The 26,149-nt window shown below is 52.5% G+C and carries 24 protein-coding genes and 5 tRNA genes; 23 read left to right on the top strand and 6 right to left on the bottom strand.

The genetic code is table 11. The features are described 5' to 3' along the window. Positions 1–227: 227 nt before the first annotated feature. The 22 genes from sucA to pnuC all read left to right on the top strand — a co-directional run bounded on the left by sucA (position 228) and on the right by pnuC (position 18,930). Positions 228–3,035 carry a 2-oxoglutarate dehydrogenase E1 component gene (gene sucA, locus AC07RN_RS03695; RefSeq protein WP_012016626.1) on the top strand — a complete coding sequence of 936 codons (2,808 nt, stop codon included), beginning with the start codon at positions 228–230 and terminating at the stop codon, positions 3,033–3,035. Positions 3,036–3,049: 14 nt separating this feature from the next. After that, positions 3,050–4,279, top strand: a complete 1,230-nt coding sequence (gene odhB / locus AC07RN_RS03690) for a 2-oxoglutarate dehydrogenase complex dihydrolipoyllysine-residue succinyltransferase (RefSeq protein ID WP_478335599.1) — start codon at positions 3,050–3,052, stop codon at positions 4,277–4,279. 86 nt (positions 4,280–4,365) lie between these two features. Next, positions 4,366–5,532 carry an ADP-forming succinate--CoA ligase subunit beta gene (gene sucC, locus AC07RN_RS03685; RefSeq protein WP_012016628.1) on the top strand — a complete coding sequence of 389 codons (1,167 nt, stop codon included), beginning with the start codon at positions 4,366–4,368 and terminating at the stop codon, positions 5,530–5,532. Next, on the top strand, positions 5,532–6,401 hold the full coding sequence (gene sucD / locus AC07RN_RS03680; protein ID WP_012016629.1) for a succinate--CoA ligase subunit alpha: 870 nt from the start codon (positions 5,532–5,534) through the stop codon (positions 6,399–6,401). The genes sucC and sucD overlap by 1 nt, the downstream gene beginning before the upstream one ends. A gap of 734 nt (positions 6,402–7,135) precedes the next feature. Then, positions 7,136–8,704, top strand: coding sequence for a cytochrome ubiquinol oxidase subunit I (cydA, locus tag AC07RN_RS03675; protein WP_012016630.1), 1,569 nt, complete (start codon positions 7,136–7,138; stop codon positions 8,702–8,704). A 15-nt stretch (positions 8,705–8,719) separates the two neighbouring features. Then, positions 8,720–9,859: a cytochrome d ubiquinol oxidase subunit II gene (cydB, locus tag AC07RN_RS03670; protein WP_012016631.1), complete on the top strand. Its 1,140-nt coding sequence runs from the start codon at positions 8,720–8,722 to the stop codon at positions 9,857–9,859. A 14-nt stretch (positions 9,860–9,873) separates the two neighbouring features. Further along, complete coding sequence (gene cydX, locus AC07RN_RS03665) at positions 9,874–9,987, top strand: cytochrome bd-I oxidase subunit CydX (RefSeq protein WP_478335598.1); 114 nt, start codon at positions 9,874–9,876, stop codon at positions 9,985–9,987. Beyond that, positions 9,987–10,280, top strand: a complete 294-nt coding sequence (gene ybgE, locus AC07RN_RS03660; protein WP_131487663.1) for a cyd operon protein YbgE — start codon at positions 9,987–9,989, stop codon at positions 10,278–10,280. Before cydX ends, ybgE begins: the two co-directional genes overlap by 1 nt. A gap of 148 nt (positions 10,281–10,428) precedes the next feature. After that, positions 10,429–10,833, top strand: coding sequence for a tol-pal system-associated acyl-CoA thioesterase (gene ybgC / locus AC07RN_RS03655; protein ID WP_012016634.1), 405 nt, complete (start codon positions 10,429–10,431; stop codon positions 10,831–10,833). Beyond that, a complete protein-coding gene (tolQ, locus tag AC07RN_RS03650; protein ID WP_071818725.1) occupies positions 10,830–11,522 on the top strand; it encodes a Tol-Pal system protein TolQ in 693 nt (230 codons plus the stop codon). Before ybgC ends, tolQ begins: the two co-directional genes overlap by 4 nt. Positions 11,523–11,525: 3 nt before the next feature. Next, positions 11,526–11,957: a colicin uptake protein TolR gene (gene tolR, locus AC07RN_RS03645; RefSeq protein ID WP_012016636.1), complete on the top strand. Its 432-nt coding sequence runs from the start codon at positions 11,526–11,528 to the stop codon at positions 11,955–11,957. Positions 11,958–11,985: 28 nt separating this feature from the next. Beyond that, the gene (tolA, locus tag AC07RN_RS03640; protein ID WP_478335597.1) at positions 11,986–13,200 is read left to right on the top strand and encodes a cell envelope integrity protein TolA; all 1,215 of its coding nucleotides are present in this window, start codon (positions 11,986–11,988) and stop codon (positions 13,198–13,200) included. A gap of 131 nt (positions 13,201–13,331) precedes the next feature. Next, positions 13,332–14,624, top strand: a complete 1,293-nt coding sequence (gene tolB / locus AC07RN_RS03635; RefSeq protein WP_478335596.1) for a Tol-Pal system beta propeller repeat protein TolB — start codon at positions 13,332–13,334, stop codon at positions 14,622–14,624. A gap of 35 nt (positions 14,625–14,659) precedes the next feature. Further along, positions 14,660–15,181: a peptidoglycan-associated lipoprotein Pal gene (gene pal, locus AC07RN_RS03630; RefSeq protein ID WP_012016639.1), complete on the top strand. Its 522-nt coding sequence runs from the start codon at positions 14,660–14,662 to the stop codon at positions 15,179–15,181. A 9-nt stretch (positions 15,182–15,190) separates the two neighbouring features. After that, the gene (cpoB, locus tag AC07RN_RS03625; RefSeq protein WP_012016640.1) at positions 15,191–15,985 is read left to right on the top strand and encodes a cell division protein CpoB; all 795 of its coding nucleotides are present in this window, start codon (positions 15,191–15,193) and stop codon (positions 15,983–15,985) included. 161 nt (positions 15,986–16,146) lie between these two features. Beyond that, positions 16,147–16,222 (top strand) — tRNA-Lys (locus tag AC07RN_RS03620). A 122-nt stretch (positions 16,223–16,344) separates the two neighbouring features. Beyond that, positions 16,345–16,420, top strand: a tRNA-Val gene (locus AC07RN_RS03615). A gap of 3 nt (positions 16,421–16,423) precedes the next feature. After that, a tRNA-Lys gene (locus AC07RN_RS03610) sits at positions 16,424–16,499 on the top strand. A 41-nt stretch (positions 16,500–16,540) separates the two neighbouring features. Beyond that, a tRNA-Lys gene (locus AC07RN_RS03605) sits at positions 16,541–16,616 on the top strand. Between the two features lie 130 nt (positions 16,617–16,746). Then, positions 16,747–16,822: transfer RNA gene (locus tag AC07RN_RS03600), tRNA-Lys, on the top strand. Positions 16,823–17,130: 308 nt separating this feature from the next. Then, complete coding sequence (gene nadA / locus AC07RN_RS03595) at positions 17,131–18,174, top strand: quinolinate synthase NadA (protein ID WP_478335595.1); 1,044 nt, start codon at positions 17,131–17,133, stop codon at positions 18,172–18,174. A gap of 36 nt (positions 18,175–18,210) precedes the next feature. Next, complete coding sequence (pnuC, locus tag AC07RN_RS03590; RefSeq protein ID WP_012016642.1) at positions 18,211–18,930, top strand: nicotinamide riboside transporter PnuC; 720 nt, start codon at positions 18,211–18,213, stop codon at positions 18,928–18,930. Here the strand turns inward: pnuC and zitB are convergent. Continuing rightward, positions 18,927–19,865: a CDF family zinc transporter ZitB gene (zitB, locus tag AC07RN_RS03585; protein ID WP_478335594.1), complete on the bottom strand. Its 939-nt coding sequence runs from the start codon at positions 19,863–19,865 to the stop codon at positions 18,927–18,929. The two genes, pnuC and zitB, sit on opposite strands and share 4 nt — an antisense overlap. Positions 19,866–19,992: 127 nt before the next feature. Next, the gene (locus AC07RN_RS03580; RefSeq protein ID WP_478335798.1) at positions 19,993–20,391 is read right to left on the bottom strand and encodes a YbgS-like family protein; all 399 of its coding nucleotides are present in this window, start codon (positions 20,389–20,391) and stop codon (positions 19,993–19,995) included. 324 nt (positions 20,392–20,715) lie between these two features. On the opposite strand from AC07RN_RS03580, the gene aroG reads away from it, so the two are divergent. Beyond that, positions 20,716–21,768, top strand: coding sequence for a 3-deoxy-7-phosphoheptulonate synthase AroG (gene aroG / locus AC07RN_RS03575; RefSeq protein ID WP_235135120.1), 1,053 nt, complete (start codon positions 20,716–20,718; stop codon positions 21,766–21,768). Positions 21,769–21,829: 61 nt separating this feature from the next. On the opposite strand, the gene gpmA is transcribed toward aroG, so the two are convergent. From gpmA to galT, 4 genes are all read right to left on the bottom strand, one after another. Continuing rightward, positions 21,830–22,582 (bottom strand): 2,3-diphosphoglycerate-dependent phosphoglycerate mutase, encoded by a 753-nt coding sequence (gene gpmA, locus AC07RN_RS03570; RefSeq protein ID WP_012016646.1) that lies wholly within the window; start codon positions 22,580–22,582, stop codon positions 21,830–21,832. 324 nt (positions 22,583–22,906) lie between these two features. Next, on the bottom strand, positions 22,907–23,947 hold the full coding sequence (gene galM / locus AC07RN_RS03565) for a galactose-1-epimerase (protein ID WP_478335593.1): 1,041 nt from the start codon (positions 23,945–23,947) through the stop codon (positions 22,907–22,909). After that, positions 23,941–25,089, bottom strand: a complete 1,149-nt coding sequence (gene galK / locus AC07RN_RS03560; RefSeq protein WP_478335592.1) for a galactokinase — start codon at positions 25,087–25,089, stop codon at positions 23,941–23,943. Before galK ends, galM begins: the two co-directional genes overlap by 7 nt. Before the next feature lie 3 nt (positions 25,090–25,092). Further along, the gene (gene galT / locus AC07RN_RS03555; protein ID WP_478335591.1) at positions 25,093–26,139 is read right to left on the bottom strand and encodes a galactose-1-phosphate uridylyltransferase; all 1,047 of its coding nucleotides are present in this window, start codon (positions 26,137–26,139) and stop codon (positions 25,093–25,095) included. Positions 26,140–26,149 lie beyond the last annotated feature (10 nt).

The following is a 26,149-nucleotide window of genomic DNA, read 5'->3' as shown; positions in this document are numbered from 1 at the left end:
GAGACAAGGCGGCAACTGAGCGCATTCCCAGGAGCATAGTTAACTATGTGATTGGGATAAGCGAAGGCAGCCAACGAAGTCGCAGCCTGAACGACAAAGATGAATGGCAGTTTTTAAAGGTTCCTTCGCGAGCCAACAAGAGCTCGCAGGTGAACCCCGGCACGTACACGAGGTGTGCGTGGTAGTTTCTACGGCGAAATAAGCATAAACATGCTTAAGGGATCACGATGCAGAACGGCGCAATGAAAGCCTGGCTGGACTCTTCTTTCCTCTCTGGTGCAAACCAAAGCTGGATTGAACAGCTCTATGAAGACTTCTTAACCGATCCTGACTCAGTGGACGCTAACTGGCGTTCCATGTTCCAGCAGTTACCTGGAACGGGAGTCAAACCGGATCAATTCCATTCCAAAACACGTGATTATTTCCGTCGTCTGGCGAAGGATGCCTCACGTTACTCCTCCTCGATCTCTGACCCTGATACCAATGTGAAGCAGGTTAAAGTCCTGCAGCTCATCAATGCTTATCGCTTCCGCGGTCACCAGCATGCGAACCTTGATCCGCTGGGACTGTGGCAGCAAGAACGTGTCTCGGATCTCGATCCGGCTTACCACGATCTGACCGAGGCCGATTTCCAGGAAACCTTTAACGTGGGCTCTTTTGCCAGCGGCAAAGACACGATGAAGCTGGGCGAGCTGCTTGACGCGCTCAAACAAACCTATTGTGGCTCCATCGGTGCGGAATACATGCATATCATGTCTACTGATGAAAAGCGCTGGATCCAGCAGCGTATTGAGTCAGTAGCCGGTCGTCCGAGCTTCAGCACGGATGAGAAAAAGCGCTTCCTGAATGAACTGACTGCTGCGGAAGGCCTTGAGCGTTACCTCGGTGCGAAATTCCCGGGTGCAAAACGCTTCTCTCTGGAAGGCGGCGATGCGTTAGTGCCGATGCTGAAAGAGCTGATCCGCCATGCGGGCAACAGCGGTACTCGCGAAGTGGTGCTGGGTATGGCGCACCGCGGTCGTCTGAACGTGCTGGTCAACGTGCTGGGTAAAAAACCGCAGGACCTGTTCGACGAATTTGCAGGCAAACATAAAGAACATCTCGGTACGGGCGATGTGAAGTACCACATGGGCTTCTCGTCTGATATCGAAACCGACGGCGGTTTGGTTCACCTGGCGCTGGCGTTTAACCCGTCGCACCTGGAGATCGTCAGCCCGGTGGTTATCGGTTCCGTGCGTGCGCGTCTGGACAGACTCGACGAGCCAAGCAGCAATAAAGTGCTGCCAATCACCATTCACGGTGATGCCGCGGTAACCGGCCAGGGCGTGGTTCAGGAAACCCTGAACATGTCTAAAGCACGTGGTTACGAAGTGGGCGGTACGGTTCGCATCGTTATCAACAACCAGGTGGGCTTTACGACCTCTAACCCACTGGATGCGCGCTCCAGCCCGTACTGTACCGATATCGGTAAAATGGTACAGGCACCAATCTTCCACGTTAATGCCGACGATCCGGAAGCGGTCGCTTTCGTGACCCGTCTGGCGCTGGACTTCCGCAATACGTTCAAACGCGATGTGTTCATCGACCTGTTCTGCTATCGCCGTCATGGCCATAACGAAGCGGACGAACCGAGTGCAACTCAGCCGCTGATGTATCAGAAAATCAAAAAGCATCCGACGCCGCGTAAGATCTACGCTGACAAACTAGAAGCTGAAAAAACCGCGACGCTGGAAGATGCCACTGAGCTGGTGAATCTTTACCGTGATGCGCTGGACGCAGGCGAATGTGTGGTGAAAGAGCTGCGTCCGATGAATATGCACTCTTTTACATGGTCGCCGTACCTCAACCACGAATGGGACGAGAGCTACCCGAACAAGGTGGAAACCAAGCGCCTGCAAGAGCTGGCGAAGCGCATCAGCACCGTGCCAGACGCTATCGAAATGCAGGCGCGCGTGTCGAAAATATACACCGATCGTCAGTCCATGGCGGCAGGTGAGAAGCTGTTCGACTGGGGTGGCGCAGAAAATCTGGCCTACGCCACGCTGGTAGATGAAGGCATTCCGGTACGTCTTTCCGGTGAAGATGCGGGCCGTGGCACATTCTTCCACCGCCATGCGGTGATTCACAACCAGACTAACGGTTCAACGTACACCCCGCTGCAGCATGTGCATAACGGTCAGGGCTCGTTCAGAGTCTGGGATTCCGTGCTGTCTGAAGAAGCGGTGCTGGCCTTCGAATACGGTTACGCCACGGCTGAGCCGCGCACGCTGACCATCTGGGAAGCGCAGTTTGGTGACTTTGCCAACGGTGCGCAGGTGGTTATCGACCAGTTCATTAGCTCCGGCGAGCAGAAATGGGGCCGTATGTGTGGCCTGGTGATGCTGCTGCCGCACGGCTACGAAGGACAGGGCCCAGAGCACTCCTCTGCGCGTCTGGAACGTTATTTGCAACTCTGCGCTGAACAGAATATGCAGGTTTGCGTGCCGTCAACGCCAGCGCAGGTTTACCACATGCTGCGTCGTCAGGCGCTGCGCGGTATGCGCCGTCCACTGATTGTGATGTCGCCGAAATCTCTGCTGCGTCACCCGCTGGCGGTGTCTACGCTGGATGAACTGGCGAACGGCGCCTTCCAGCCAGCGATTGGCGAGATTGACGCGCTGGATCCGCAGGCCGTGAAGCGTGTTGTGATGTGTTCTGGTAAGGTTTATTACGACCTGCTTGAACAGCGCCGTAAAAACGATCAGAAAGATGTCGCCATCGTGCGCATCGAGCAGCTTTATCCGTTCCCGCACCAGGCGGTGCAGGAAGCGCTGAAACCGTACGCACACGTACATGATTTTGTCTGGTGCCAGGAAGAGCCGCTTAACCAGGGCGCATGGTACTGCAGTCAGCATCATTTCCGTGATGTGATTCCATTTGGGTCTGGTCTGCGTTATGCAGGTCGCCCGGCCTCCGCTTCACCTGCGGTAGGGTATATGTCCGTTCACCAGAAGCAACAGCAAGATCTGGTCAATGACGCGCTGAACGTCGATTAATTAAAGGATACATAATGAGTAGCGTAGATATTCTTGTTCCCGACCTGCCTGAATCCGTGGCTGACGCAACGGTAGCGACCTGGCATAAAAAACCGGGCGATAGCGTTAAGCGCGATGAAGTGCTGGTAGAAATCGAAACTGACAAAGTGGTACTGGAAGTACCGGCATCGGCGGATGGCATTCTGGATGCAGTGCTAGAAGATGAAGGCACGACCGTGACCTCTCGCCAGATTCTGGGTCGCCTGCGTGAAGGCAATAGCGGTGGTAAAGAGTCCAGCGCTAAGTCTGAAAGCAAAGAGTCCACGCCGGCTCAGCGTCAGCAAGCCTCTCTGGAAGAGCAGAGCAACGATGCACTTAGCCCAGCGATCCGTCGCCTGCTGAGTGAACATAACCTCGAAGCCAGCGCTATCAAAGGCACTGGCGTGGGTGGCCGTCTGACGCGTGAAGATGTTGAAAAACATCTGGCGAAAGCACCAGCCAAAGAAGAAGCCAAAGCGCCGGCAGCCGCGTCTGCTCCAGCTACCGCACAGCCTGCTCTGGGTGCACGTAGCGAAAAACGCGTGCCGATGACGCGCTTGCGTAAGCGTGTGGCTGAGCGTCTGCTGGAAGCGAAAAACTCCACCGCGATGCTGACGACCTTCAACGAAGTCAACATGAAGCCGATCATGGATCTGCGTAAGCAGTACGGTGATGCGTTTGAAAAACGCCACGGTATTCGTTTGGGCTTTATGTCTTTCTATGTGAAAGCGGTTGTTGAAGCGCTGAAACGCTATCCGGAAGTCAACGCGTCTATCGACGGCGAAGACGTGGTGTATCACAACTATTTCGATGTGAGCATGGCTGTTTCTACACCGCGTGGCCTGGTGACCCCAGTTCTGCGTGATGTGGATACCCTGGGCATGGCTGACATCGAGAAACGCATCAAAGAGCTGGCCCTGAAAGGCCGTGACGGCAAACTGACCGTTGAAGACCTGACTGGCGGTAACTTCACCATTACCAACGGCGGTGTGTTTGGTTCGTTAATGTCTACGCCAATTATCAACCCGCCGCAGAGCGCGATCCTGGGCATGCATGCCATTAAAGATCGTCCAATGGCGGTCGACGGTAAAGTAGAGATCCTGCCAATGATGTACCTGGCGCTCTCTTACGATCACCGTCTGATTGATGGCCGTGAGTCGGTTGGTTATCTGGTGGCGATTAAAGAGCTGCTGGAAGATCCAACGCGTCTTCTGCTGGACGTGTAGTTTTTGCAGTATTGCCCGGCGACACAGCGTTTGCCGGGCCTATAAAAAGCCTCACCTAACGATTACCTGAAGGATGGATAGAACACATGAACTTACATGAATATCAGGCCAAACAGCTGTTTGCCCGGTATGGCTTACCGGCTCCGGTGGGTTATGCTTGTAATACCCCACGCGAAGCAGAAGAAGCCGCATCTAAAATCGGTTCCGGCCCTTGGGTAGTTAAGTGTCAGGTTCACGCTGGCGGCCGCGGTAAAGCGGGCGGCGTGAAAGTGGTTAAGAGCAAAGAAGAGATTCGTGCTTTTGCCGAGCATTGGCTTGGCAAACGCCTGGTGACGTATCAAACAGATGCGAACGGCCAGCCGGTCAATCAGATTCTGGTGGAAGCGGCGACCGATATCGCCAAAGAATTGTACCTCGGCGCAGTGGTAGACCGTAGCTCACGTCGCGTGGTGTTCATGGCGTCTACCGAAGGCGGCGTGGAAATCGAAAAAGTAGCGGAAGAAACGCCGCATCTGATTCACAAAGTGGCTATCGATCCGCTGGCAGGCCCTATGCCTTACCAGGGTCGCGAGCTGGCATTCAAACTGGGTCTGGAAGGTAAACTGGTTCAACAGTTCACCAAAATCTTCATGGGCCTGGCGAAGATTTTCCTCGAACGCGATCTGGCGCTGATCGAAATCAACCCGCTGGTTATCACCACGCAGGGCGACCTGATCTGCCTCGATGGCAAACTCGGCGCTGATGGTAACGCCCTGTTCCGCCAGTCTGACCTGCGCGAAATGCGTGACCAGTCTCAGGAAGACCCGCGTGAAGCGCAGGCTGCACAGTGGGAACTGAACTACGTGGCGCTGGACGGTAACATCGGCTGCATGGTTAACGGTGCGGGCCTGGCAATGGGCACCATGGACATCGTTAAACTGCACGGCGGCGAGCCGGCAAACTTCCTCGATGTCGGCGGTGGCGCGACTAAAGAACGCGTGACCGAAGCGTTCAAAATCATTCTCTCTGACGACAAAGTCAAAGCCGTTCTGGTGAACATCTTCGGCGGTATTGTGCGTTGCGACCTGATCGCTGACGGCATTATCGGTGCGGTCGAAGAAGTGGGCGTGAACGTCCCGGTTGTGGTTCGTCTGGAAGGGAACAACGCTGAACTCGGCGCGAAAAAACTGGCTGACAGCGGCCTGAATATTATTGCAGCGAAAAGTCTGACGGATGCAGCTCAGCAGGTTGTTGCCGCCGTGGAGGGGAAATAATGTCCGTTTTGATTGATAAGAACACTAAAGTTATCTGCCAGGGCTTCACCGGTAGCCAGGGGACTTTCCACTCCGAACAAGCGATTGCTTACGGTACGCAGATGGTTGGCGGCGTAACGCCGGGCAAAGGCGGCACCACGCATCTGGGCCTGCCGGTGTTTAACACCGTGCGTGAAGCCGTAGAAGCAACGGGCGCTACCGCGACCGTTATCTACGTTCCGGCTCCGTTCTGCAAAGATTCCATTCTGGAAGCCATCGACGCAGGCATCAAGCTCATCATCACCATCACCGAAGGCATCCCGACGCTGGATATGCTGACCGTGAAAGTGAAGCTGGATGAAGCGGGCGTGCGCATGATTGGCCCGAACTGCCCAGGTGTTATCACCCCAGGCGAATGCAAAATCGGCATCATGCCGGGCCACATTCACAAGCCGGGCAAAGTGGGTATCGTGTCTCGCTCCGGTACGCTGACCTATGAAGCGGTTAAACAGACCACGGATTACGGTTTTGGCCAGTCCACCTGTGTGGGCATCGGCGGTGACCCGATCCCTGGCTCTAACTTCATCGACATCCTGAAGCTGTTCCAGGAAGATCCGCAGACCGAAGCGATCGTGATGATCGGCGAGATCGGCGGTAGCGCGGAAGAAGAAGCGGCTGCGTATATCAAAGACCACGTGACCAAACCTGTTGTGGGTTATATCGCGGGTGTGACTGCGCCGAAAGGCAAACGTATGGGCCACGCGGGCGCTATCATCGCGGGTGGTAAAGGCACTGCGGATGAAAAATTCGCTGCGCTGGAAGCGGCAGGCGTGAAAACCGTTCGCAGCCTGGCGGATATCGGCGACGCGCTGAAAGCTATCATTAAGTAAATCCTCTCTGCTCTCCGGAAGGGGAGCTTTGACATAATAAATGTCCGTTTCGACATGGTTGGCCGCTGAAGAGCGGCCTTTTTTATTGATAGCTTCGCAATTTGGTGCGAAGAAAATGTGTTAATTAACAAGTTAAGAAAGGTGAATTATTTGTTATTAAATTTAGATAAGGGAAAAGAGGAAAAAGTCACGTAGCATCACTAATATCAAAAGTTGTTTGTTTTTTAAAAAAAGGGACAATTTACTGAGTTAATAAAAATGACTTCTGTTTATATGAATTCCCGCACTTGATAACCTCAGCAGCTGGCAGGCATACATATCATTAACATGGTCTTTACCATGATCACCTGACTTATACACCTTTTAACATTAAGCAGTGACTTTGATTTAAATCAATGTTTAATCCTTGGAAAAAGGCCACAAAAGGCGTTAAATTGTCCCCGATCAAATTGGCTGAAAAGTAGTAAATTCGCTATATATTGATCACCGTCGTAAAACGTAAATCTGATTCAATAAAAACCTGTTTATTGTAAGGGCTTTGCAGCGTATTATATTTACGGGATCAATTTGAGTTTTTAATTAACGTATTTGCAACCTTTCATCATGACTTTCTTCTTTTGCTGAAGTGAGTGACGAAGTAGGGACGCAGATAATTTTGTATTGGGGCATGCGTGTGAACCGCTTTAGGGCGTGATTCACTCTCGGAGTCTTCATGCGATGAGCAAGGAGTCATGATGTTAGATATAGTCGAACTGTCGCGCTTACAGTTTGCCTTGACCGCGATGTACCACTTCCTGTTTGTGCCACTAACGCTCGGTATGGCGTTCTTGCTGGCCATTATGGAAACGGTCTACGTCCTCTCCGGCAAACAGATTTATAAAGATATGACCAAGTTCTGGGGCAAGTTGTTTGGTATCAACTTTGCACTGGGCGTGGCTACCGGTTTGACCATGGAGTTCCAGTTCGGGACTAACTGGTCTTACTATTCTCACTATGTTGGGGATATCTTCGGTGCGCCGCTGGCCATTGAAGGTCTGATGGCCTTCTTCCTCGAATCCACCTTTGTAGGTCTGTTCTTCTTCGGTTGGGACCGTCTGGGCAAAGTCCAGCATATGGCCGTAACCTGGCTGGTGGCACTCGGTTCGAACCTGTCCGCACTGTGGATTCTGGTGGCGAACGGCTGGATGCAGAACCCTATCGCGTCTGATTTCAACTTCGAAACCATGCGTATGGAGATGGTTAGCTTCTCTGAGCTGGTCTTGAACCCGGTCGCACAGGTGAAATTCGTCCACACCGTAGCATCTGGCTATGTGTGCGGCGCGATGTTCGTTCTGGGTATCAGTGCCTACTATATGCTGCGCGGTCGTGACTTCGCTTTCGCTAAACGTTCTTTCGCCATTGCGGCGAGTTTTGGCATGGCGGCAATCCTCTCCGTTATTGTTCTGGGTGATGAATCCGGTTACGAAATGGGCGACGTACAGAAAACCAAACTGGCCGCTATCGAAGCAGAATGGGAAACCCAGCCTGCACCGGCAGCCTTTACCCTGTTTGGTATTCCTGACCAGGATGCGCAGGAAAACCGCTTTGCTATCCAGATTCCTTACGCGCTGGGCATCATCGCCACCCGCTCGGTCGATAAGCAGGTGACTGGCCTGAAAGATCTGCTGGTGCAGCATGAAGAGCGTATCCGTAACGGGATGAAGGCTTACGCGCTGCTCGAACAGCTGCGTTCTGGTTCTACCGATCAGTCTGTTCGTGACCAGTTTAATGATGTGAAAAAAGACCTAGGTTACGGCCTGCTGTTGAAACGTTATACACCAAACGTTTCCGATGCGACCGAAGCGCAGATCCAACTGGCCACCAAAGACTCGATTCCTCGCGTTGCACCGTTGTACTTCGCCTTCCGTATCATGGTGGGCAGCGGCATCATTATGTTGCTGATTATTGGTGCGTCGTTCTGGTCCGTGATTCGTAACCGTATCGGCCAGAGAAAATGGCTGCTGCGCTCCGCGCTGTATGGTATGCCGCTGCCGTGGATTGCTATCGAATCAGGCTGGTTTGTTGCGGAGTATGGTCGTCAGCCATGGGCGATTGGTGAGGTGCTGCCAACGGCAGTGGCTAACTCGTCCCTGACCGCAGGCGATCTGATCTTCTCAATGCTGCTGATTTGTGGTCTGTACACCCTGTTCCTGGTGGCTGAACTGTTCCTGATGTTCAAGTTCGCACGCCTTGGTCCGAGCAGCCTGAAAACCGGTCGCTATCACTACGAACAGTCCACTGTGGCTACTCAGCCGGCACGCTAAGACAGGAGTCGTGAAATGATCGATTATGAAGTATTGCGTTTTATCTGGTGGCTGCTGGTCGGTATTTTACTGATTGGTTTTGCGGTCACTGACGGTTTCGACATGGGGGTGGGCATGCTCACCCGTTTCCTCGGTCGTAATGACACCGAGCGTCGAATCATGATCAACTCCATCGCCCCGCACTGGGACGGTAACCAGGTGTGGCTGATCACCGCAGGCGGCGCGCTGTTTGCTGCCTGGCCGATGGTCTATGCCGCTGCGTTTTCTGGCTTCTATGTGGCGATGATACTGGTGTTGGCGTCTTTGTTCTTCCGTCCGGTCGGTTTTGATTACCGCTCCAAGATTGAAGACACTCGCTGGCGCAACATGTGGGACTGGGGCATCTTCATCGGTAGCTTTGTGCCGCCGCTGGTGATTGGCGTGGCGTTCGGCAACCTGTTGCAGGGCGTGCCGTTCCATCTCGACGAGTATATGCGTCTGTACTACACCGGTAACTTCTTCCAGTTGCTGAACCCGTTCGGCCTGCTGGCAGGCGTAGTCAGCGTAGGGATGATCATTACTCAGGGCGCAACTTATCTGCAAATGCGTACTGTTGGTGAACTGCACCTGCGTTCACGTGCTACTGCGCAGGTTGCTGCGCTGGTGACACTGGTTTGCTTCGCACTGGCTGGCGTTTGGGTTGTATACGGTATTGATGGTTACGTGGTGACATCTGCCATTAATCACGCGGCGCCGTCTAACCCGCTGACGAAAGAAGTGGCTCGCCAGGCGGGTGCATGGCTGGTGAACTTCAACACTATGCCAGCGCTGTGGGCTATTCCTGCTCTGGGTGTGTTGCTGCCGTTGCTGACCGTACTGATGTCTCGTCTGGAAAAAGGTGCGTGGGCATTCGTGTTCTCTTCACTGACCCTGGCATGCATCATCCTGACTGCCGGTATTGCGATGTTCCCATTCGTGATGCCGTCCAGCACGATGCTTAATGCAAGCCTGACCATGTGGGATGCGACATCCAGCCAGCTGACGCTGAACTTGATGACCTATGTTGCTGGTGTGTTTGTACCGATTATTCTGCTGTACACCTCCTGGTGTTATTGGAAAATGTTCGGTCGAATCACGAAAGAAGACATCGAAAGCAACACCCATTCCCTGTACTAAGTAAGGAGCTGAATATGTGGTATTTCGCATGGATTTTAGGGACGCTTCTTGCCTGTGCATTTGGTGTCATCACTGCCCTGGCGCTTGAACATGTTGAAGCGTCTAACGCGGGCGAAGAAAATCACTGATGATGAAAATTATCGCAATGCTTTATGCGGTAATGGATAAGCGTCCGTTAAGGGCGCTTTCCTTAGTGATGGCATTACTGCTGGCGGGTTGTATTTTCTGGGATCCTTCGCGCTTTGCAGCGAAAACAAGTGACCTGGAAATCTGGCATGGTTTACTCATCATGTGGGCGGTTTGCGCAGGTATCATTCACGGCGTGGGATTTCGTCCAAAAGCGGTACACTGGCAGGGGATCTTCTGCCCACTGATCGCAGATGTGGTGCTCCTTGCAGGATTGATCTTTTTCTTCAACTGAATAAGAACTGTCCGTTAATCTTATGGGCTTACCTGAGCCCATAAAAATTTACTCTCCGTTTACTTTCCCCCATTCCAAACCATCAGTCCCGCGCGTATAGTAGCGAAGTTTGAAAGCTCCAACTTTTGTTGCATTACCGGGATGTAAAGTGAATACAACGCTGTTTCGATGGCCGGTTCGGGTCTATTACGAAGATACTGATGCCGGTGGTGTGGTTTACCACGCCAGCTACGTTGCTTTCTATGAACGAGCACGCACTGAGATGCTGCGCCATCATCATTTTAGCCAGCAGGTTTTGTTGGCTGAGCGTGTTGCCTTCGTGGTACGCAAGATGACGCTGGAGTATTTTGCACCCGCCAGACTCGACGATATGCTCGAAGTCCAAACGGAAATAACATCTATGCGCGGAACCTCAATGGTGTTCACGCAACGGATCGTCAATGCAGAGAACACAGTGCTGAACGAAGCAGAAGTACTGATTGTTTGTGTTGATCCACTCATTATGAAGCCTCGTGCGCTTCCTAAGTCTATTGTCGCGGAGTTTAAGCAGTGACTGACATGAATATCCTTGATTTGTTCCTGAAGGCAAGCCTTCTGGTTAAACTTATCATGTTGATTTTGATTGGTTTTTCAATCGCATCCTGGGCCATCATTATTCAGAGAACCCGTATCCTCAACGCGGCCAGTCGTGAAGCTGAAGCCTTTGAAGATAAGTTCTGGTCTGGTATTGAGCTTTCTCGCTTGTATCAGGAAAGCCAAGGGCGTCGCGAAAATCTTTCAGGCTCCGAACAAATTTTCTATAGCGGTTTCAAAGAGTTCGCTCGTCTCCATCGCGCTAACAACCATGCGCCGGAAGCCGTAGTCGAAGGCGCGTCGCGCGCGATGCGCATTTCCATGAACCGTGAGTTGGAAACGCTTGAAAACCATATTCCGTTCCTCGGCACAGTGGGTTCTATCAGTCCGTATATCGGCCTGTTTGGTACCGTGTGGGGGATTATGCATGCCTTTATCGCGCTGGGCGCGGTGAAGCAGGCAACGCTGCAAATGGTTGCACCGGGTATCGCAGAAGCACTGATCGCGACCGCAATTGGTCTGTTTGCCGCTATTCCTGCAGTTATGGCTTATAACCGACTGAACCAGCGCGTGAACAAACTTGAGTTGAACTACGACAACTTCATGGAAGAGTTCACTGCGATTCTGCACCGTCAGGCGTTTACCAGCACCGAGAGTAACAAGGGGTAAACCATGGCCAGATCGCGTGGACGGCGAGGTCGTCGCGAACTCAAGTCCGAAATCAATATTGTACCGTTGCTGGACGTACTGCTGGTGTTACTGCTGATTTTCATGGCGACAGCGCCCATTATCACCCAGAGCGTGGAAGTTGATCTGCCGGATGCAACAGAATCACAGGCGGTCAGCTCCAATGACAATCCACCGGTGATCATTGAGGTTTCCGGCGTAGGGCAATACAGCGTTGTGGTCGAAAAAGATCGTATGGATCAGCTTCCACCAGAGCAGGTTATCGCTGAAGCGCAGCGTCGTCTGGGAGCCGATCCGAAAACGGTCTTCCTGATCGGCGGGGCGAAAGACGTGCCTTACGATGAAATAATTAAAGCGCTGAACTTGCTTCATAGCGCGGGTGTTAAGTCGGTTGGCTTGATGACGCAACCTATTTGATCATCTGCACAGTTTTTGGGAACCGATAGTGTCAAAGGCAACCGAACAAAACGACAAGCTTAAGCGAGCGATAATTATCTCGGCAGTGCTGCACGTCATTTTATTTGCAGCACTGATCTGGAGTTCGTTCGATGAGCATATAGATGCAGCAGCTGGCGGTGGATCTTCCATCGACGCCGTCATGGTAGATCCTGGTGCGGTAGTGCAAAACTATAACCGTGAGCAGCAGCAACAGGCGAGTGCGAAACGTGCTGAAGAGCAGCGTGATAAACAGGCGCAACAGCAAGCCGAAGAACTGCGTGAAAAGCAGGCCGCGGAGCAAGAGCGTCTGAAACAGCTCGAGAAAGAACGTTTGCAGGCGCAAGAAGCGGCAAAAGAGCAGGCGGATCAGCAAAAACAAGCTGAAGACGCCGCGAAGAAAGCACAACAGCAGCAGAAGCAAGCTGAAGAGGCGGCCGCCAAAGCTGCAGCGGATGCAAAAGCGAAAGCAGATGCTCAGGCAAAAGTAGCCGCTGACGCAGCGAAGAAAGCTGCTGCCGATGCGCAAAAACAAGCCGAAGCTGAAGCCGCGAAAAAAGCTGCCGCTGATGCGCAGAAAAAAGCGGAAGCCGAAGCCGCTAAGAAGGCTGCTCAGGAAGCCGAGAAAAAAGCCACTGCTGAGGCAGCTAAGAAAGCTGCAGCAGCAGAGAAAGCCGCCGCAGAAAAAGCGGCTGCTGCTGAGAAGGCTGCCGCCGATAAAAAAGCCGCGGCTGCCGAAAAAGCTGCCGCAGATAAGAAAGCGGCTGCCGATAAAGCTGCTGCAGCAAAAGCCGCCGCAGCCAAAAAAGCCGCGGCGGATAAAGCCTCTGCGTCAGATGTTGACGACCTTTTCGGTGATTTGAGCTCAGGTAAGAATGCACCGAAAACGGGCGGTGGGGCGAAAGGAAACAATGCGTCACCAGCAGGAAGCGGTAACACTAAGAATAACGGCGCTTCGGGTGCTGAAATCAGTGGTTATGCCGGGCAGATTAAATCCGCTATTGAAAGTCGATTTTATGATGCCTCATCTTACGCCGGCAAAACGTGCACGTTGCGTATAAAACTGGCGCCAGATGGTATGTTGCTCGATATTCAGTCCGAAGGGGGCGATCCAGCCTTGTGTACTGCAGCTCTTGCTGCGGCACGCCAGGCGAAAATGCCAAAACCACCTTCGCAGGCGGTTTATGAAGTCTTTAAAAATGCACCGCTGGACTTCAAACCTTAAGTCATTTTTTCTGTGCAAAGTAGAAAAAATAGGCCAGGTTTAGTCGCAGGGTGTCGGTAGTTTTGTTTATTTGAGTTTGTTAACATTCTGCTAATTATCGTGGGTAATGTTACTCAGATAAGGGAGATATAATGAAGCAGGCATTACGTGTAGCTGTGAGTTTCTTTATGCTGTGGGCAGCTGTGCTGCACGCAGAAGTACGTATTGAGATCACCCAAGGGGTGGACTCGGCACGTCCGATTGGTGTTGTTCCGTTCCAGTGGGCGGGCCCTGGCGCCGCACCTGAAGACATTGGCGGCATCGTCGCTGCTGACTTACGTAACAGCGGGAAATTTAACCCATTAGATCGCTCTCGTTTGCCACAGCAGCCAGGAACCGCGCAGGAAGTTCAACCTGCTGCATGGTCTGCGCTGGGTATTGATGCGGTGGTGGTAGGGCAAGTTACCCCAAGCCCGGATGGCGACTACAACGTGACTTACCAGCTGGTGGATACCGGTGGCGCGCCAGGTACAGTGCTGGCTCAGAACACTTATAAAGTGAACAAGAAATGGCTGCGCTATGCGGGTCACACCGCGAGTGATGAAGTGTTCGAGAAACTGACCGGTATTAAAGGCGCTTTCCGTACCCGTATCGCTTATGTCGTTCAGACCAACGGCGGCCAGTTCCCGTACGAGCTTCGCGTTTCTGACTACGACGGTTACAACCAGTTCACCGTGCATCGCTCTCCGCAACCACTGATGTCACCGGCCTGGACTCCAGACGGTTCTAAACTGGCATACGTGACTTTCGAAAGCGGACGTTCAGCACTGGTTATCCAGACGTTGTCCAATGGCGCTGTCCGTCAGGTCGCTTCGTTCCCGCGTCACAACGGTGCTCCAGCATTCTCTCCGGATGGCTCCAAGCTGGCGTTTGCCCTGTCTAAAACAGGCAGCCTGAATCTTTATGTCATGGACGTTGGTTCCGGTCAGATTCGTCAGGTGACGGATGGTCGCAGTAACAACACTGAGCCAACCTGGTTCCCGGACAGCCAGAATCTGGCGTTTACGTCCGATCAGGCGGGACGTCCACAGGTTTACAAAGTTAACGTCAATGGCGGCGCACCGCAGCGCATTACCTGGGAAGGTTCTCAGAACCAGGACGCCGATGTTAGCAGCGACGGTAAAACGATGGTAATGGTGAGTTCAGCTGGCGGTCAGCAGCACATTGCCAAACAAGATCTGGTGACGGGTGGCGTACAAGTATTGTCGTCAACGTTCCTGGACGAAACGCCAAGTCTGGCACCTAACGGCACGATGGTAATCTACAGCTCTTCTCAGGGGATGGGATCCGTGTTGAATCTGGTTTCTACAGATGGGCGTTTCAAAGCGCGTCTTCCGGCAACTGATGGACAGGTAAAATCACCTGCCTGGTCGCCGTATCTCTAAATAATAATTAATTGATTACTAAAGGAATCTTAGAAATGCAACTGAACAAAGTGCTGAAGGGGCTGATGATCGCTCTGCCTGTAATGGCAATCGCAGCGTGTTCTTCTAACAAGAATGCAAGCAACGACCAGAGCGGCGAAGGCATGATGGGCGCTGGTACTGGTATGGACGCTAACGGTAGCGGCAACATGTCTTCTGAAGAACAAGCTCGTCTTCAGATGCAACAGCTGCAGCAGAACAACATCGTTTACTTCGATCTGGATAAATTCGATATCCGTTCTGACTTCGCTGCGATGCTGGATGCACACGCTAACTTCCTGCGTAGCAACCCATCTTACAAAGTCACCGTAGAAGGTCATGCTGACGAACGTGGTACTCCAGAGTACAACATCTCCCTGGGTGAACGTCGTGCTAACGCCGTTAAAATGTACCTGCAGGGTAAAGGCGTTTCTGCTGACCAGATCTCCATCGTTTCTTACGGTAAAGAAAAACCTGCAGTACTGGGTCACGACGAAGCGGCTTACTCCAAAAACCGTCGTGCTGTACTGGTTTACTAAGAGAATTGCATGAGCAGTAACTTCAGACATCACTTGTTGAGTCTGTCGTTACTGATTGGTATAGCGGCCCCCTGGGCCGCTTTTGCTCAGGCGCCAATCAGTAGTGTCGGCTCAGGCTCGGTCGAAGACCGTGTCACCCAACTCGAGCGTATTTCTAATGCTCACAGTCAGCTTTTAACCCAACTTCAGCAGCAACTTTCTGATAACCAAAATGATATCGATTCTCTTCGTGGACAAATCCAGGAAAGTCAGTATCAGTTAAACCAGGTTGTCGAACGTCAGAAGCAGATTTTGTTGCAGATGGATAGCCTCAGCAGCGGTGCTGCGGGTGCGCAACCTGCGGCTGGAGATCAAACAGGCGCTGCAACAGCAACGCCTGCACCGTCAACCGGTGCGTCGGCCTCTGCTGGCGCTCCTGTACAAAGCGGTGACGCGAATACTGACTACAATGCAGCGATTGCCCTGGTTCAGGACAAATCTCGTCAGGACGATGCAATCGCGGCGTTTCAAAGCTTCGTGAAGAAATACCCTGATTCGACTTACCAGCCAAACGCAAATTATTGGCTCGGTCAGCTGAATTACAATAAAGGGAAAAAGGATGATGCGGCGTTTTATTTTGCCTCAGTGGTAAAAAACTACCCCAAATCACCAAAAGCATCTGATGCAATGTTTAAGGTCGGCGTGATCATGCAGGATAAAGGCGATACTGCAAAAGCGAAGGCTGTGTATCAGCAGGTGGTCAGTAAGTACCCAGGTACTGAAGGCGCTAAACAAGCGCAAAAACGTCTTGGTTCGATGGGATGAGTATCGCATGACCAGAAATCGCGTTTTTTCTGGTCGTGCCGCCTGATTCGTAAGCAGTTAAGTGATCTTCATCGAAATTTTTGTTGCGCTCAATTCTTAAATCAGTAATATATGCCGCCGTTGCCAAGGGATATCAAACACCCCAAAAGCAGCAAAATAGTGGGTCGTTAGCTCAGTTGGTAGAGCAGTTGACTTTTAATCAATTGGTCGCAGGTTCGAATCCTGCACGACCCACCAATCGTTCTGGTGGAACGCGATAGTAAAACGTGAAGGATAATGTTGCGTCAGCAACGGCCAGTAGGGCGAGGCGAAGCCGAGTCATCCTGCACGACACACCACAAAAAATTACAGCAGTACAAGGGTGATTAGCTCAGTTGGTAGAGCACCTCCTTTACACGGAGGGGGTCGGCGGTTCGAGCCCGTCATCACCCACCATTTGGGTCGTTAGCTCAGTTGGTAGAGCAGTTGACTTTTAATCAATTGGTCGCAGGTTCGAATCCTGCACGACCCACCAATTTAGATTGGTAAAATGTAAAATTCAGGCAGCACCCGAATGGGTCGTTAGCTCAGTTGGTAGAGCAGTTGACTTTTAATCAATTGGTCGCAGGTTCGAATCCTGCACGACCCACCAATTTCTGGTGGATTGCAAGAGTGTGAACGTGAAGGATAACGTTGCGAAAGCAACGGCCCGTAGGGCGAGGCAAAGCCGAGTCATCCTGCACGACCCACCAGCCTGAATAAAGATAAGTAAATCCCGAAAGGGGTCGTTAGCTCAGTTGGTAGAGCAGTTGACTTTTAATCAATTGGTCGCAGGTTCGAATCCTGCACGACCCACCAATGTAAAAAAGCGCCCTAAAGGCGCTTTTTTGCTATCTGCGATTTGAGCAATTCGAATCTGCGGCAGGTTCGAGCCGAACGCAGTGAGGCACCGGAGCCGCAGGCGAAGCCCTCCGTTCTAGAGCAGACTCGGATCATCCCACGCGATCCAACAAAGTAAAAAGGCGACTTTTTGCTTTTCAATTTCTGTGACTTTTCACCTCAAATTCGCTATCTTGTTTAGTATATAAAACATGGTTGCTGACCTTTTTGCTAAGTTCACAGGAAATAACGCAAAACGGTTAAGCCAGCAAAACGAGATACAATTGATGAGCGTGATGTTTGATCCTGAAGCCGCAATCTATCCTTTTCCGCCTAAACCTTTGCCGTTAAATCTGGACGAAAAACAGTTTTATCGTGAAAAAATCAAACGTATGCTGAAAGAGCGTGATGCCGTGATGGTGGCGCATTATTATACCGATCCTGAAATTCAACAGCTGGCTGAAGAGACCGGCGGATGTATTTCTGATTCTCTTGAGATGGCGCGTTTTGGGGCAAAGCATTCTGCGTCAACGCTTCTGGTGGCAGGGGTTCGCTTTATGGGCGAGACGGCGAAAATCTTGAGTCCGGAAAAGACTATTTTGATGCCGACGCTGAATGCGGAATGCTCGCTTGATCTGGGCTGCCCGATCGAAGAGTTCAGCGCATTTTGCGATGCGCATCCTGACAGGACCGTCGTGGTGTATGCCAATACCTCCGCTGCGGTCAAAGCCCGTGCTGACTGGGTTGTTACCTCCAGTATTGCCGTCGAGCTGATCGAGCATCTCGATAGCCTCGGCCAGAAGATCATTTGGGCACCAGATAAACATCTGGGAAACTATGTGCAAAAGCAAACGGGCGCGGATGTGCTTTGCTGGCAGGGAGCCTGTATCGTCCATGACGAGTTTAAAACCCAGGCGCTGGCACGCATGAAGGCACTCTATCCCGAAGCCGCCATTCTGGTTCATCCCGAGTCACCCCAGTCGATTGTCGACATGGCAGATGCCGTCGGTTCTACCAGCCAACTGATCAACGCGGCGAAAACGTTACCGCAGCAGAAGCTTATCGTCGCGACCGATCGCGGTATTTTTTATAAGATGCAGCAAGCGGTGCCGGAAAAAGAGCTATTTGAGGCACCCACAGCCGGGGAAGGGGCAACTTGCCGCAGCTGTGCGCATTGTCCGTGGATGGCGATGAACGGGCTTAAAGCGATTGCCGACGGCCTCGAGACTGGCGGCGCGGCACACGAAATCCATATTGATGCAGCTTTACGTGAAGGCGCATTACTTCCGCTTAACCGGATGCTGGAATTTGCGGCTACACTACGTTCTTGATTTAAGACAACGCGTTATACGCGCTCAGGGGAAGAGATGGATTTTTTTAGCACGCAGAATATTCTGGTTCATATTCCGATCGGGGCGGGTGGCTACGACCTGTCATGGATTGAAGCTGTTGGCACGATAGCGGGCCTGCTCTGTATCTGGCTGGCGAGTCTGGAGAAGATCAGTAACTATGCGTTCGGCCTGGTCAACGTGACGCTCTTTGCGATTATTTTTTTCCAGATTCAGCTCTATGCCAGTCTCTTGCTGCAACTTTTTTTCTTTGCTGCCAATATTTACGGCTGGTACGCGTGGTCACGGCAAAACAGCCAGCAGGAGGCAGAACTGCAAATTCGCTGGCTACCGCTGCCTAAGGCTATCGCATGGCTTGCGGCTTGCGTCGTCGCCATCGGTCTGATGACGGTCTACATCAACCCGGTATTTGGCTATCTCACGCACATCGCCGTCTCGGTAATGAGCAGCCTTGGACTCAACGTAACAATGCCTGAGCTGCAGCCTGACGCCTTCCCATTTTGGGATTCCTGCATGATGGTGCTTTCCATCGCAGCGATGATTTTGATGACGCGAAAATACGTCGAAAACTGGCTGCTGTGGGTCATCATCAATGTAATAAGCGTGGTGATCTTTGCCTTGCAGGGCGTTTACGCGATGTCTCTGGAATATCTGCTTCTCACATTTATCGCCCTCAACGGCAGTCGGATGTGGATTAACAGTGCGCGTCAGCGTGGCTCACGCGCACTTTCCCGTTAATGATGGTGATGATGTGAATGATCGGGCTGCGTCTCATTGAGATGGCAGTCCGGTCCATTACAGGGCTGATACTCCATCTGAATGGTGACGTGTGAAATAGTGTAGTGATGCTCAAGAAAGTGCTGAATACGGCCCAGCAACGCATCATGGTCATGCGGAGGAACAACCTGCACGTGCAGCGTCATGACGGGTTTCTCGCCCACCTGCCAGACGTGAACGTGGTGGACATTACGCACTTCCGGGATGGAGCGAGACAGATTGCGTTTTAGCGCAGGAATATCCATCGAAACCGGCGCGCCTTCCAGCAGTTCATTCACGCTCTCCCGCAATAAACCCCAGGCGCTACGTAAGACCAGACATGACACCAGGACCGACAAAATCGGATCAATGGGTGTCCAGCCGGTATAGATAATCACCAGCGCCGCCACAATGGCACCCACCGACCCGAGCAGATCGCCCAAGACATGTAGCGCTGCTGCGCGCACGTTCAGGTTCTTCTCTCCGCTGCCACGATGCAAGATCCAGAATGCTGCGATATTTGCCAGCAATCCGGTAATGGCAATCACCATCATCGTCATTCCGGCGATGGGTTGCGGATGGCGAAAACGCTGGAAAGCTTCCCACACAATCAAAATCGTTATGACGACCAGCGCGATAGCATTGACGAAAGCCGCGAGCGTCGTGAGCCTAAGCCAGCCGAAAGTATGGCGCGTATTGGGCGGGCGACGGGAAAAATGCACTGCGATGAGAGCGAACAGCAGAGCGGCGGCATCGGTGAGCATATGGCCCGCATCAGCCAGCAAAGCGAGCGAGCCAGAGATCAACCCGCCTATCACCTCGACCACCATAAAGGTCGCGGTGATGCCAAAAGCGAGCATCAAGCGCTTAGCGTTGTCGTCCCGCGGCGAATCGGAGTGAGAATGAGCATGCGCCATGAAAATGTCCTGATGAGTAAATGTATTACACCTTGAATTTTTAACACTTTGCACAAAATTTTGCACAAAAAAAGGAGAGCCTCAGCTCTCCTTTTATTTTCAGGCGACACGTTCGTAAAACAACCCGTTATTGAGTTGTACCGTCCGTTTTGGTGTCTACTTCGCTGTTGTCACCGCTGCCGGTTTCCACTTTTTTGTTCATGTCTGGGCATTTACCGTCTTTACACATTGAGTTTTTGTGCACTTCGTCTTTGGTCATGCCTTCATGGTTCATCGTGCCTGAATCGGTACCGTTCGGATGCAGCATCGTTCCGCTGCTGTTGCCGCTCCCGGTGTTGATATTGTTGTTATCAACATTATTGGGTGCAACGTTCTCTTTGGCATCTGGGGCAACCTGACCCGCGTCAGCTGCAGCATTTGCTTGTCCATTACTGTTTGAACCTACGGAATCGGCAGCCAGTGCTGCGCCGCTTGCCATTGTCAGCGTTGCTGTCAGGAAAAGCGTTGCCAGTTTAGTCATTTTCATCATGATGCTCCTGTTCTGGTTGTTATTTGCTGGATAACTTCGTCCAACAGTGCAAAGGCGAAAGAAAGAGGGTTTCGCTCAATGGTGAAAGATTCTGAAGTCTGGCGTTATGTCAGAATAGAATCATGTTAAAACATATAAATAGAGTGGTTACATTTAAAAAGTGTAGGGTACATCTCGCTTTTCGCTACTTTGTGGCGTTTATTAGCGTAATTCCAGGAATTATCCGTGAGAAGTGTAAAAGCCCGTTTACACTTCCTGGCCGACAAGTTAGATTGAAAGGATTGCATTCATTACCAAATATATGGCTAAGCCGGAACGATCATGAATTATCAGAATGACGATTTACGCATCAAAGAGATCAATGAGTTATTACCTCCTGTAGCGCTCCTTGAAAAATTCCCCGCCACTGAAAACGCTGCGAACACCGTTTCTCATGCCCGTAAAGCGATCCACAAAATCCTTAACGGCAATGACGATCGTTTGCTGGTCGTCATCGGTCCCTGTTCCATTCACGATCCCGCTGCAGCGAAAGAGTATGCCGCGCGTCTGCTCACGCTTCGCGAGGAATTGAAAGGTGAGCTGGAAGTGGTCATGCGCGTCTATTTTGAAAAACCGCGTACCACGGTGGGCTGGAAAGGGTTGATCAACGATCCGCACATGGACAACAGCTTCCAGATCAACGACGGACTGCGCATTGCGCGCAAACTGCTTCTGGAAATTAACGATGCTGGCCTACCTGCGGCAGGTGAGTTCCTGGATATGATCACCCCGCAATACCTTGCCGATTTGATGAGCTGGGGGGCAATTGGTGCTCGTACCACCGAATCCCAGGTGCACCGCGAATTGGCGTCAGGCCTGTCTTGTCCGGTTGGTTTTAAAAACGGAACGGACGGCACGATTAAAGTGGCTATCGATGCTATCAACGCAGCGGGTGCGCCGCACTGCTTCCTGTCCGTGACCAAATGGGGTCACTCCGCGATCGTGAATACCAGCGGTAACGGCGACTGCCACATTATTCTGCGTGGCGGCAAGGAGCCAAACTACAGCGCTAAGCATGTCGAAGAAGTTAAAGCGGGGCTGGAAAAAGCAGGCCTTTCAGCGAAAGTGATGATTGATTTCAGTCATGCCAACTCCAGCAAACAGTTCAAAAAGCAGATGGAAGTCGGCGCAGACGTTTGTCAGCAACTGATTAGCGGCGAGAAAGCGGTGATTGGCGTGATGATTGAGAGCCATCTGGTAGAAGGTAATCAAAATCTGGAGAGCGGCGAACCGCTGGTCTACGGCAAGAGCGTGACGGATGCTTGTATTGGCTGGGATGATACCGATACGATCCTGCGTCAGTTGGCAGATGCGGTAAAAGCGCGTCGCGGATAATTATCCGGCCAAATAAAAAAGCGTGGATTGCTCCACGCTTTTTTTTTTACTCTGGCGAAAATTACTTCGCTTTACCCTGGTTCGCTACGGCCGCTGCTTTTGCTGCGATTTCGTCAGCGTTACCCAGATAGTAACGTTTGATAGGTTTGAAGTTTTCATCGAACTCATACACCAGCGGTACGCCAGTCGGGATGTTCAGTTCGAGAATTTCTTCTTCGCCCAGGTTGTCCAGGTATTTCACCAGCGCACGCAGGGAGTTACCGTGAGCGGCGACGATCACGCGCTCACCGCTTTTCACGCGTGGCAGAATCGTGTCGTTCCAGTAAGGCACAACGCGATCGATGGTCAGCGCCAGGCTCTCGGTCTGGGGCAGCTCGGCATCGGTCAGTTTAGCGTAACGCGGATCGTGGCCCGGATAGCGCTCGTCGTCCTTGGTCAGCTCAGGTGGAGTCACCGCAAAGCCGCGACGCCACTGCTTAACCTGCTCGTCACCGTATTTTTCAGCGGTTTCAGCTTTGTTCAGACCCTGCAGCGCACCGTAGTGACGCTCATTCAGCTTCCAGGATTTCTCAACTGGCAGCCAGGCTTGATCCAGTTCATCCAGCACGTTCCACAGAGTATGGATGGCACGTTTCAGCACTGAGGTGTAAGCAAAATCAAAGCTAAAGCCTTCATCTTTCAGCAGTTTACCTGCAGCTTTTGCTTCGCCAACGCCTTTCTCAGACAGATCAACATCATACCAACCGGTGAAGCGGTTTTCGTTGTTCCACTGACTTTCGCCGTGGCGCACCAGAACCAGCTTAGTTACAGCCATATCTCACTCCTCATAAGCTTTATTTGCGCTTCATCTCTCACGCTGCCTCTGCGTTGGCATCGCTCTCAAAACCCAGTCACAGATTTGCTCCTGGCTTTTTCAGGCTATCCGGTTTGACGCAGCATGAATGATTGTACGCGTTGAATGATAACAATTCTCATTATATTGCCGTGGCGGGGCCAGCGGCAACGCTTAACCCTAACCATAGCGAAAATAGTGGCCCAGTGTAAGCTGCTTGTGAATTGCGGGTTATGATTTTGTCTGTGAATGGCGCTATTTTCAGCAAGATGGACAAAAAAAGCCCTCCGAGCGGAGGGCTTGAGATTAATGCGTTATAAACTGATATTCCGTCAGGCTGACGTACTCCGAGCCCGGTCGCAGAATGCAGTCAGGCTGCGGGTATTCTGGATGATTCGGGCTATCAGGCAAAAACTCACTTTCCAGCGCCAGACCCTGCCAGTCACTGTAATCACCTTGCTCGCGCGCTGGCGTTCCGCCGAGGTAGTTACCCGAATAGAACTGCAACGCAGGGGCATTGGTGAACACCGTCATTTGCAGTTTTTCATCTGCAGACCACACCTGCGCGGCGGGCTGGGTGACATCCCCTTTCGCCTGCAGCAAGAACGCGTGATCGTAGCCTTTCACCTTGCGCTGGTCATCATCGCTCAGGAACTCTTTCGCGATGGTTTTAGGTGTGCGGAAGTCAAAGCTCGTACCGGCAACGGCTTTTAGCCCTTCAGAAGGAATACCCATTTCATCGACCGGCAACCAGGCATCGGCCAGCAGCTGGAGCTTATGCTGACGAACGTCGGACTGGTCGCCATCCAGATTGAAATACGCATGATTGGTCATGTTCACCGGGCATGGCTTATCGACTGTCGCACGGTACTCAATTGAGATGCGGTTATCTTCTGTCAGCGTAAATTTCGCTGACGCAGACAGGTTGCCAGGAAAGCCCTGATCGCCATCAGCAGATTCCAGGGCAAACAGGACCTCACAGTCATTCTGCTGCACGATACGCCAGCGGCGTTTGTCGAACCCTTCAGGCCCACCGTGGAGCTGGTTTTCACCCTGGCTTGGTAAAAGCGCGTAATCTGTACCATCGAGCGTAAAACGGCTTTTCGCGATGCGGTTCGCGTAACGGCCCACGGATGCACCGAGATAAGCGGCCTGATTCACATACTGCTCCGGCGACGCGCAGCCGAGCAGCGTTTCGCGCACGCTGCCGTCAGGCATCGGAACGCGAGCAGAAAGTAAAGTTGCGCCCCAATCCATGACCGTGACCACCATCCCCGCGCTGTTGCGCAGGGTTAACAGGCGGTACGGCAGGCCATCGGCGGCAAGCGTAGGTGTTTCGTTTAGCACTGACCCGCTCCTTGTGAAGGTTTGCAGACGTAGAAGGTTTCTTTGATTCCGGTTTTCGCTTCGTATTGCTGTGAAACGGCGTCCTGGACGGCAGGGACCCACTCTTCCGGGATGAGGGCGACAACACAACCGCCGAAGCCGCCACCGGTCATGCGTACGCCGCCTTTATCGCCGATAGTCGCTTTGACGATCTCCACCAGCGTGTCGATTTGCGGAACGGTGATTTCGAAGTCGTCGCGCATTGACGCGTGCGATTCAGCCATCAGTTCGCCCATCCGTTTCAAATCGCCCTGCGCCAGTGCTGACGCGGCTTCAACGGTGCGTGCATTTTCGGTCAACACGTGGCGAACGCGTTTGGTCACGACGGGATCCAGCTCGTGAGCCACTTTATTGAACTCGTTTAGAGAGACATCACGCAGCGCCGGTTGTTGGAAGAAACGCGCCCCGGTTTCGCACTGCTCGCGGCGGGTGTTGTATTCGCTGCCCACCAGCGTGCGTTTGAAATTACTGTTGATGATCACCACCGCCGCGCCTTTTGGCAGGGGAACCGCTTTGGTACCGAGCGAGCGGCAGTCGATCAGTAGCGCGTGCTCTTTTTTACCAAGAGCAGAGATCAGCTGGTCCATGATGCCGCAGTTGCAGCCCACGAACTGGTTCTCAGCTTCCTGGCCATTCAGGGCAATTTGCGCGCCGTCCAGCGGCAGGTGATACAGCTGCTGGAAGACCGTCCCAACGGCCACTTCAAGAGACGCAGAAGAGCTTAACCCCGCGCCCTGCGGCACGTTACCGGCGATCACCAGGTCCGCGCCGCCAAAGCCCTTATTACGCATTTGCAGGTGCTTCACCACGCCACGTACGTAGTTAGACCACTGCTGCGTATCGTGTGCCACGATCGGCGCGTCGAGCGAAAACTCGTCGGTTTGATTATCGTAATCCGCCGCAATGACGCGCACGATGCGGTCATCGCGTTTTGCACAGCTGATAACGGTTTGATAATCGATCGCACACGGCAGCACAAAACCGTCGTTGTAATCGGTGTGCTCACCAATCAGGTTCACGCGGCCAGGCGCCTGAATTGCGTGGGTGGCAGGGTAGCCGAATGTTTCAGCAAACAGGGATTGTGTTTTATCTTTGAGACTCATTTTTTAGACTCCTGATTCGCGGTAATGCACATCGCTAACGGCACGCAGACGTTCAGCTGCTTGTTCTGCCGTCAAATCACGCTGGGTTTCTGCCAGCATCTCGTAGCCGACCATAAATTTGCGTACCGTCGCTGAACGCAGCAGCGGCGGGTAGAAATGGGCGTGCAATTGCCAGTGCTGATTATCTTCATCATTAAACGGCGCGCCGTGCCAGCCCATCGAATACGGGAAAGAGCACTGGAAAAGATTGTCGTAGCGGCTGGTCAGTTTTTTCAGCGCCAGCGCCAAATCATCGCGCTGCTCTTCCGTCAGATCGGTAAGGCGCAGAACGTGTGCTTTTGGCAGCAGCAGCGTCTCGAACGGCCACGCTGCCCAGTACGGCACCACAGCGAGCCAGTGTTCAGTCTCGACAACCGTACGGCTACCGTCGGTCATTTCACGCTGCACGTAATCGGCCAGCAGCACGGAGTGATTTTCGGTGAAATAGGCTTTTTGCAGGCGGTCTTCGCGCTCAACTTCGTTCGGCAGAAAACTGTTCGCCCATACCTGGCCGTGCGGATGTGGGTTAGAACAGCCCATCGCCGCACCTTTATTCTCAAACACCTGCACCCAGGGATAGGTTTGACCAAGCTCAGCGGTCTGATCTTGCCAGGTTTTGATCACGTCGGTCAGCGCATTGACGCTCAGTTCTGGCAGCGTTTTGCTGTGATCGGGCGAGAAACAAATCACCCGGCTGGTGCCGCGTGCGCTTTCACAGCGCATCAGCGGATCCGCGCTTTCCGGCGCGTCCGGTGTGTCGGTCATCAGTGCAGCAAAATCGTTAGTGAAAACGTAAGTGCTTTGATAATCGGGGTTTTTATCGCCCGTGACGCGGGTATTGCCCGGACATAAGAAACAATCCGGATCGTGCTGTGGCAGCGTCTGTTTGGCCGGCGTTTCTTGCGCCCCTTGCCACGGACGCTTAGCGCGATGTGGTGAAACCAAAATCCACTGGCCGGTTAACGGGTTAAAACGCCGATGCGGATGATCGACGGGATTGAATTGCGTCATGACGGATGAT

This window comes from Lelliottia sp. GFLA7 (genome assembly GCF_056490165.1).
The sequence above is the reverse complement of the archived record's forward strand: the minus strand, read 5'-3'. Positions and strand labels throughout refer to the sequence as shown.